Annotated in this window: 6 protein-coding genes; 4 read left to right on the forward strand and 2 right to left on the reverse strand. The window is 69.0% G+C overall.

The features are described from left to right. Window positions 1–7 precede the first annotated feature (7 nt). Window positions 8–3,196 carry a YhdP family protein gene (locus tag IBL25_RS06255; RefSeq protein WP_187777694.1) on the forward strand — a complete coding sequence of 1,063 codons (3,189 nt, stop codon included), beginning with the start codon at window positions 8–10 and terminating at the stop codon, window positions 3,194–3,196. Between the two features lie 27 nt (window positions 3,197–3,223). Here IBL25_RS06255 and tyrS read toward each other — a convergent pair whose 3' ends face one another. Beyond that, window positions 3,224–4,450 (reverse strand): tyrosine--tRNA ligase, encoded by a 1,227-nt coding sequence (tyrS, locus tag IBL25_RS06260; RefSeq protein ID WP_187777703.1) that lies wholly within the window; start codon window positions 4,448–4,450, stop codon window positions 3,224–3,226. A 71-nt stretch (window positions 4,451–4,521) separates the two neighbouring features. Here tyrS and IBL25_RS06265 point away from each other — a divergent pair, with 71 nt between their 5' ends. Continuing rightward, window positions 4,522–5,634 carry an anhydro-N-acetylmuramic acid kinase gene (locus tag IBL25_RS06265; RefSeq protein ID WP_187777704.1) on the forward strand — a complete coding sequence of 371 codons (1,113 nt, stop codon included), beginning with the start codon at window positions 4,522–4,524 and terminating at the stop codon, window positions 5,632–5,634. A 56-nt stretch (window positions 5,635–5,690) separates the two neighbouring features. Here IBL25_RS06265 and IBL25_RS06270 read toward each other — a convergent pair whose 3' ends face one another. Continuing rightward, a complete protein-coding gene (locus tag IBL25_RS06270; protein WP_187777695.1) occupies window positions 5,691–6,359 on the reverse strand; it encodes an alpha/beta hydrolase in 669 nt (222 codons plus the stop codon). Between the two features lie 386 nt (window positions 6,360–6,745). On the opposite strand from IBL25_RS06270, the gene IBL25_RS06275 reads away from it, so the two are divergent. Next, window positions 6,746–7,252 (forward strand): Rrf2 family transcriptional regulator, encoded by a 507-nt coding sequence (locus IBL25_RS06275; RefSeq protein ID WP_187777696.1) that lies wholly within the window; start codon window positions 6,746–6,748, stop codon window positions 7,250–7,252. Next, on the forward strand, window positions 7,249–7,956 hold a 708-nt coding region (locus IBL25_RS06280), incomplete at its 3' end, for a cysteine desulfurase family protein (RefSeq protein WP_187777697.1). The genes IBL25_RS06275 and IBL25_RS06280, both read left to right, overlap by 4 nt.

Raw genomic sequence — 7,956 nt, forward strand, 5'->3', positions numbered from 1 at the left:
CCAATCCATGCCGGGGCTGACCGGTCAAGCCTTTCGTGCGGGCGGGCGCATTTGCAGTGCGCTGCTCCGCGCCGCCATGGGCCTGCTGCTGCTGGCGGGGCTCGGCCTGGCCGCGCTCTCCTGGCGGCTGGCCGAAGGGCCGATGCATGTTCCGATCCTGACGCGTGTGGTGGAACAGATGATCGCCCGCGCGGGCCTGCAACGGAATGTCGAGGTTTCCGACATCGTGCTGGCCTGGGGCGGGTTCCGCGGTGGACAGGCATCGCCCTTGGCTGTGCGTGTCTCCGGTGTGCGGGTGCTGGACGAAGCCGGGGCGCTGCGGCAGGAACTGCCGGATATCGCCGTTTCCTTTTCCCTGGCGCGGCTGCTGCTCGGCAATGTTTCCCTGACCGAGGTGACGCTGCGGGACCCCGCCATCGTCCTGGAGCGTGACGAGGAAGGCGGCGTATCCCTTGCCATGGGTCATCTGGCTGGCGGGGCCGATGCGAGCCCGGACAGCACCGACCTGCTGGCGGAACTGCTGGGCTCGGAGAATGGCTCCGGCCTCTTCAGCGCCCTGCGCAATATCCTCATCACCAATGGCAGCCTGACCATCCTGGACCGGCAGCTCCATCTGACCTGGAAGCTGCAGGGGGTTGGCCTGGCGCTGCGCCGCGTCGGCCGCGACGGCGCGGAAGGCGAGGGCGTCGCGCAACTGGTGCTGCCCGGTGGTGGCGGCACGGTGCCGGTGCGCCTGACGGCCAAGGCCAGCAGCAAGGGCCCGCGCGTGGAAGGCACGCTGGAAGTGCCAGCCTTGGAACCGGCGCGGCTGGCCGGGTTGATGCCGGCGCTGGCCCCGCTTGGGCTGGTCAATGCCTCGGTCTCGATGGATGTCCATGGCCTGCTGGATGGCGCCAACCGTGGCTCGCCGCAGCTCAGCCTGGGACTACGAGTGGGCGAGGGCAGCCTTGCCTTGCGCCCGGGTCTCAGAATGCCTTTCAAGGGCATGGAACTCCGCGCCAGTGGCTCACCCGAGGATCTGCGGCTGGAGCGCCTGGCCCTGACCCTGCCGCCCACCGCGAGCCGACCGGATGCCGTGCCGCCGGTGATCAATGCCACCGGGCAGGCCGCGCTGCGCCAGGGGCGCTGGCGTGGCGGTCTGACGCTGGCGCTGAACCGGATGGAAGTGAGTGCCCTGGGCGCCTACTGGCCTGAGGATCTTGCCACAAATGCACGGCGCTGGCTGGTGGAGAATGTCACCGCCGGCGTGGCCACGGGCGGCAGCTTCAAGCTGGCCGCGGAATCGGCGGAGGACCTTTCCGGCCTCCGGCTGACGGAGGCTTCCGGTACCCTGCAGGTGGAGCAGGCGACGGTGCATTGGCTGCGGCCCGTGCCACCGGTTGAGAATGTCACCGGCACGGTGCAACTGGGCCTCAAGGAAGTTGTGGTCCAGGCCAATAGCGGCCGGCAGGCGGGCACGGCCCTCAACGCTTCCGGCGTCACCGTGCGGCTCTTCGCCCTCGACACGGACGCTGAGCAGATGGAGATCACGGGCCGGCTGCGCGGGCCGGTGCCGGACGCCGTGAACCTGATCCGCCATCCGCGCCTGAAGCTCTTCGAAAAGCGGCCGCTGGACCTGAAGCAGCCTGGCGGCCAGCTGGATGCCACGCTGCGGCTCGCGACGCCGTTGCTGGTGGATCTGCCGGCCGATGCCATTCGTGTCAGTGTCCAGGCGCATCTGACGGCGCTGCGGCTGGCGGATGTGGTGGCGGGGCAGGACCTGCAACGTGGCACCGCCGACCTGACGGTGGATAATGGCCGGCTGCGCGCCACAGGCGACGCGCAGGTGGGCGGCATCCCGGCCAAGTTGAGCGTGGAGATGGATTTCCGCCCCGGCCCGCCGAGCCAGGTGGTCGAGCGCGTGCAGGCCAGCGGGCGCACGGACATCGCCTCCCTGGAGCGGTTCGGCCTGGACCTGGATGGGCTCGCCGCAGGCCCTGTCTCCGTGGAAGCGGTGATGGAGAAGCCGCGCAGCGGCGAGACGCGCGTGGACCTGCGGGGTGACCTGCAGGATGCCACCATGACGCTGACGCCCCTGGCCTGGCGGAAGGCGCCGGGACAACCGGCGACCGCCCGGGCCGAGCTCCGCGCGGCAGGGGAGAACCTGCGCTCCCTGCGGAACCTGCGGGTCGAGGCGCCGCAGCTCAGCCTCCGGGGCGGCGGCAGCTTCACCCAGGATAACCGGCTGCAGCAACTGGACCTTGAGGACGTGGCCCTGGGCCGCAGCCGCTTCGGCGGCGTCCTACGCCCACCGGCGCGCCAGGGCGGGGCCTGGATGATCAGCCTGCGCGGCCCGGTGCTGGACCTGATGCCCGCCTTGACCGCTGAGAAACCGCCTGAGCCCGCGGCGCCGGCAGGCCAGGACTCCGATCCCCCCGCCGATATTGTGGTGGAAGGACGCTTCGACCGCGTGCTGTTGGACCAGAATCGCTTCCTGACAGGCGTGCAGGGGCAAATCCGCGCCGATGGGGCCGGCACATTGCGGCAAGGCCGCGTCTCCGGACGGGTGCAGAACAACGCGCCTTTCGACGTGGCGGTGACGCCGCGCGGCGCCGGGCGTGACCTTCGCCTGACCTCGGAGGACGGCGGGGCACTGCTGGCGGCCTTCGACGTGTTGCAGCAGGTGCGCGGCGGCAAGCTGTCAGTAAACGCCCATTGGGCCAATAACCGGCCGGACGCGGTGCTCTCCGGCACCGCGGAGTTGCAGGATTTCTCGGTGCTGGATGCACCGGCGGTGGGCAAGCTGCTCCAGGCCCTCACGGTGTATGGCGTGTTCGATGCGGTGCAGGGGCCGGGGCTGGCCTTCTCCCACCTCAATGCGCCTTTCTCGCTCTCTCCCCAACGCCTGACGGTGCGGGATGCGCATGCCTTCTCGCCGTCGCTGGGCGTGACGGTGAAGGGCGAGATGAATCGGGCGGCGCGTAGCCTGGCCTTCGATGGCACCATCGTGCCGGCTTATGCGCTGAACACCGCGTTGGGGCGCCTGCCGCTGGTGGGGCGGCTCTTCAGCCCCGAAAAAGGCGGCGGGCTGTTCGCCGCCGCCTTCAAGGTCACCGGGCCGGTGGAGAACCCGAATGTCTCGGTGAACCCTTTGTCCATGCTGACGCCGGGCTTTCTCCGCGGCCTCTTCGGCGGCGGGCAGTCAGCGACACCCTGAGGCGGGTACCGCTGGCTGGTTGGCCGGTCAGGCCAGCGGCCGCACCAGCACGTGGCGCTTCCGGCCAGCCGAGAGTTTCGCGGCACCATCCCGCAGATCCGCCTGCGTCACGGAAAGCGCCTCATCGGTGATCGGCTCGTCGTTCAGCCGCAGCCCGTTCTGCCGGATCAGCCGCCGGGCCTCGCCCTTGCTGGCGGCGAAACCAGCCTGCACCGCCAGGTCGATCACCGCCGCCGGCAGTGCCGCCTCGATCGAGGGCAGGCTCTCCGCCGCCTGGCCTTCCTCGAAGGCGCGGCGGGCGGTCTCGGCCGATTGCGCGGCGGCCTCGGCGCCGTGCAGCAGGGCGGTGGCCTCGGTGGCCAGCACCTTCTTCGCCTCGTTGATCTCGGCACCGCCCAGGGCGGCGAGGCGCTTCACCTCGTCCATCGGCAATTCGGTGAAGAGCGCCAGGAAGCGGCCGACATCCGCGTCCTCGGTGTTGCGCCAGAACTGCCAGTAGTCGTAGGGCGAAAGCCGCTCCGCGTTCAGCCAGACGGCGCCCGAGGCCGTCTTGCCCATCTTGGCGCCGGAGGCCGTGGTCAGCAGCGGCGTGGTGATGCCGAAGACCTCGGCGCTATCGACGCGGCGGTTCAGCTCCACGCCCATGATGATGTTGCCCCATTGGTCGGAGCCGCCCATCTGCAGCCCTACGCCATGGCGGCGCCGCAGCTCCACGAAATCGTAGGACTGCAGCAGCATGTAGTTGAATTCCAGGAAGCTGAGCGACTGCTCGCGCTCCAGCCGGATGCGCACGCTGTCCAGCGTCAGCATGCGGTTGACGCTGAAGTGGCGGCCGAAGTCGCGCAGGAAGGGGATGTATTTCAGCTCGTCCAGCCAGGCGGCGTTGTCCAGCATCACCGCGTCTGTGGGGCCGTCGCCGAACGTCAGGAAGGGCGTGAAAACCTTGCGGATGCCGGCCTTGTTTTCCTCGATCTTCTCGTCCGTCAGCAGCGGGCGGGCATCGTCGCGGAAGGAGGGATCGCCAATGCGGGTGGTGCCGCCGCCCATCAGCACGACGGGCTTGTGGCCGCATTTCTGCATCCAGCGCAGCAGCATGATCTGCATCAGGCTGCCGACATGCAGGCTGTCCGCCGTGGCGTCGAAGCCAATATAGCCGGGAAGAGGACCTTGCTGCATGCGGGCGTACAAGGCCGCCTCGTCCGTCACCTGGTGGATGAAGCCGCGCTCGCGCACGGTTTGCAGGAAGTCGTTCATCACGGCCTGACCTATTCTTTATACCCGGGGGACTTCCACCGGAGCCGCCGCCCTAGCACAGTGTGGCCATGCTGCGAACTATCGGGCTGATGAGTGGTACCTCGCTGGATGGCGTGGATGCCGCGTGGGTAGAGACGGATGGGGAGAGGATTGGGCGCTTCGGCCCGAGCCTGACGCTACCCTATGACCCGGCGTTAAGACGCGACCTGCGGCGGCTGCTGGACATGGCCGGGGAACTGCCGGCCGATGATCCCTTCCTGCTGGACTGCGAGCAGCGCCTGACGGAGCGCCACGCGGAGGCGGTGGAGAAGCTGGCGCTGGAGGCTGACCTGATCGGCTTCCATGGCCAGACCATCCTGCACCGACCGGTAGCCGGCAAGCCGGGCGAGGGCCGCACCTGGCAGATCGGCGATGCCGCTGCCCTGGCGCGGCGCCTCCGCGTGCCAGTGGCGCATGACTTCCGCAGCGCCGACGTCGCGGCGGGCGGGCAGGGGGCGCCCCTGGTGCCGGTTTTCCACGCGGCGCTGGTGCAGGACCTGCCGCGCCCACTGGCCGTGCTGAACCTGGGCGGTGTCGGCAATGTCACCTGGATCGGCGAGGACGGCCAGTTGATCGCCTTCGATACCGGCCCCGCCAATGGCCCGCTGGACGACTGGGCCCGCCGCGCCACGGGCGAGGATTACGACAGGGACGGCCGACTGGCGTTGGCCGGCCTGCCGGATGGTGCCGTGCTGGGCCGGATGCTGGCGCATCCCTATCTGGCGGCGCCGCCCCCCAAGTCGCTGGATCGCCTGGATTTCGACCGCGCCCTGCGGGAAGCCGGCGCCTGCGATCTGCCGCCAACCGATGGCGCCGCGACCCTTGTCACCTTCTGCGCCTGTGCTGTCGCCGCGGCGGCGCGGCATTTTCCCGTCCCGCCTAAGCAATGGCTGGTCGCTGGCGGTGGCCGGCGTAATCCGGCACTGATGCGCGCCTTGGCCGGTGCGCTGCCGGAACCGGTGCGGCCAGCCGAGGTGGTCGGCTGGGATGGCGATGCGCTGGAAGCCCAGGCCTTCGGCGTGCTCGCCGCGCGCGTCTGGCACGGCCTGCCGCTGACCTTCCCTGGCACCACCGGGGTGCCGGCACCGCTGGCTGGCGGGCAGCTTACTGGCGTGAACCAGCCGCTGGTATCCATCGAGGCATAGAAAAAGCCGGGCGGCACGATGCTGCCCGGCCCCTCAACTGGAGAAGCGGCGGCCTGTCAGTCGGCCGCCATAGCCATCCGGGTGCGGTTCAGCATAGTCTTAACATGCTCTTCCGTCGCATCGGCCACCTTCTCGGTCTGCTGCGGCGTGAAGACATGGCCGGCGCTTTCCATGACGCGGTAGTCGATGGCGATGCCGCGCTGCGTGTTCAGCTTGTCCACCAGCTTGCGCACGGAAGGCTCCGGCACCAGCTCGTCGTCCTGCCCATGCAGGATTAGGCCGGAGCAGGGGCAAGGCGCCAGGAAGCCGAAGTCATAGTGGCTGGCCGGGGCGGAGATGGAGACGAAGCCACCCATTTCTGGCCGCCGCATCAGCAACTGCATGCCAACATAGGCGCCGAAGGAATAGCCGGCGACCCAAAGCATGGAGGCATTCGGATTAACCGCTTGGATGAAGTCGAGCGCCGCGGCGGCATCCGAAATCTCGCCAATGCCGCCGTCGTAGCGGCCCTGGCTGCGGCCCACCCCACGGAAGTTGAAGCGCAGGACGGAAAAGCCCATGTCCTGGAAGCGCCCGTAGAGCGCGTGGACCACCCGGTTGTTCATGGTCCCGCCATGCAGCGGGTGAGGATGAAGCACCAAGGCGACAGGCGCATTGGGTTGCTTAGAGTGGTGGTAACGACCCTCTAGCCGGCCATCTGGCCCGGCAAACATGACTTCAGGCATCGTCCCCTTACGTCCAGTACGGTGGGCGCGGCAGCGCCCGGTTGGGAAGCCATGAGCCCCGACCTCGCGTCATGCGAGGCCTAGCCAACCAGACCAGTACTCAGCGCAATCCTGCCCCTTCAACGACACGGCGGCGCTGGGCCGGGCGGTTGACGGCATGGCACAGGATTAATAGCGTCCAACAACACGACCGAGGTCGCTGATGTCAGACTCTTGAGACGGTCTTGGTGCCCGCGGCAGGCTTCCTCCGCCCGGACACAGAACCAATATAGGCAAAGCGCGGCCGATTTCATAACAGAATTACCGCACTGCCCGCGTGAATGGGCTCGAAACCATTGTTTCGTCTCATGGGATCGTTGGCGGATGGCACAAGGAAGATTTTAGCCATGCGGCTGTCCACACGCGGACGATACGCAGTCATGGCCCTGGTAGAGCTTGCTGCGCGGACCGCCGAAGATGCGGGACTGGATGATAGCCATGCATGCAGCGCGGAGCAGCTAGGCAAATGCCGTCCGGTCAGCCTGACGGAGATCGCGACCGCGCAGCACCTTTCCGTCGCCTATCTGGAGCAGATTTTCGCGCGACTCCGCCGCGCCGGCCTCGTGGCCTCGGCGCGCGGGGCGGGGGGTGGATACCGCCTGGGGCGCCCGGCCTGCGAGATCCCCATTGGCACCATCATTGAGGCCGTGGACGAACCTATCTCCGCCACCCGCTGCGATGGCGATGCGCCCGGCTGCCTGGCGGGAACGCCCTGCCGCACGCACGATCTCTGGCATGAGCTGGGTGAGCAGATCCGCCTCTTCCTGAACCATCTTTCCCTGGCCGATGTCGTGACCGGGCAGGTGCTCGGTCGCGCCATGCCCCCGGCCCGGGCGCGCGAGAAGCAGCCATGACCACCCTTTACCTTGATGCGAATGCCTCGGAGCCGCTGCGCCCCGAGGCGCGGGCCGCGATGATCGCGGCCCTGGACCTGCCGGGGAACCCTTCCTCTATCCACGGTGATGGCCGTGCGGCGCGGCGCGTGCTGGAGCAGGCCCGGGGGCAGGTGGCCGCGCGCTTTGGCTGCCGCCCGCGCGATGTTGTTTTCACCTCCGGCGCAACGGAGGCGAATGCGCTGGCGATCCATGGTCTTGGTGCCGGCCGGCGGGTGCTGGCAGGGGCGACGGAGCACCCCGCCGTGCTGCGCGCCGCCTCTGGCCTGGAACTGATCCCGGTCCTGCCCGATGGCCAGATGGACCTGGAGGCGCTGGAAGCCGTGTTGGCGGACGGCCCCCCCGCGCTGGTCTGCGCCATGGCCGCCAATAATGAAACCGGCGTGCTGCACCCGCTGCTGGACATCATGCTGCTGTGCCAGCGCCATGGCGCGCTGCTGCATGTCGACGCCGTGCAGGCCGCTGGCCGCCTGCCCCTCTCCCTGGTGGAGTTGGGGGCGGATTCACTGGCGCTCTCGGCCCACAAGATGGGCGGCCCCAAGGGTGCCGGCGCCCTGCTGCTGCGCCCGGGCCTGGACCCGGCGGCGCTGCTGCCGGGTGGCGGGCAGGAGCGTGGGCGCCGTGGCGGGACGGAAGCGCTGCCAGCCATCGCCGGCTTCGGTGCG

The organism is Pseudoroseomonas ludipueritiae, assembly GCF_014490445.1.
Lineage (GTDB): Bacteria > Pseudomonadota > Alphaproteobacteria > Acetobacterales > Acetobacteraceae > Pseudoroseomonas > Pseudoroseomonas ludipueritiae.

Excerpts from the sequence above, each read along its gene's own strand:
- IBL25_RS06270 (WP_187777695.1), bottom strand. The coding sequence starts at position 6,359 with ATGCCTGAAGTCATGTTTGCCGGGCCAGATGGCCGGCTAGAGGGTCGT.
- IBL25_RS06275 (WP_187777696.1), top strand. The coding sequence starts at position 6,746 with ATGCGGCTGTCCACACGCGGACGATACGCAGTCATGGCCCTGGTAGAG.
- tyrS (WP_187777703.1), bottom strand. The coding sequence starts at position 4,450 with ATGAACGACTTCCTGCAAACCGTGCGCGAGCGCGGCTTCATCCACCAG.
- IBL25_RS06255 (WP_187777694.1), top strand. The coding sequence starts at position 8 with ATGCCGGGGCTGACCGGTCAAGCCTTTCGTGCGGGCGGGCGCATTTGC.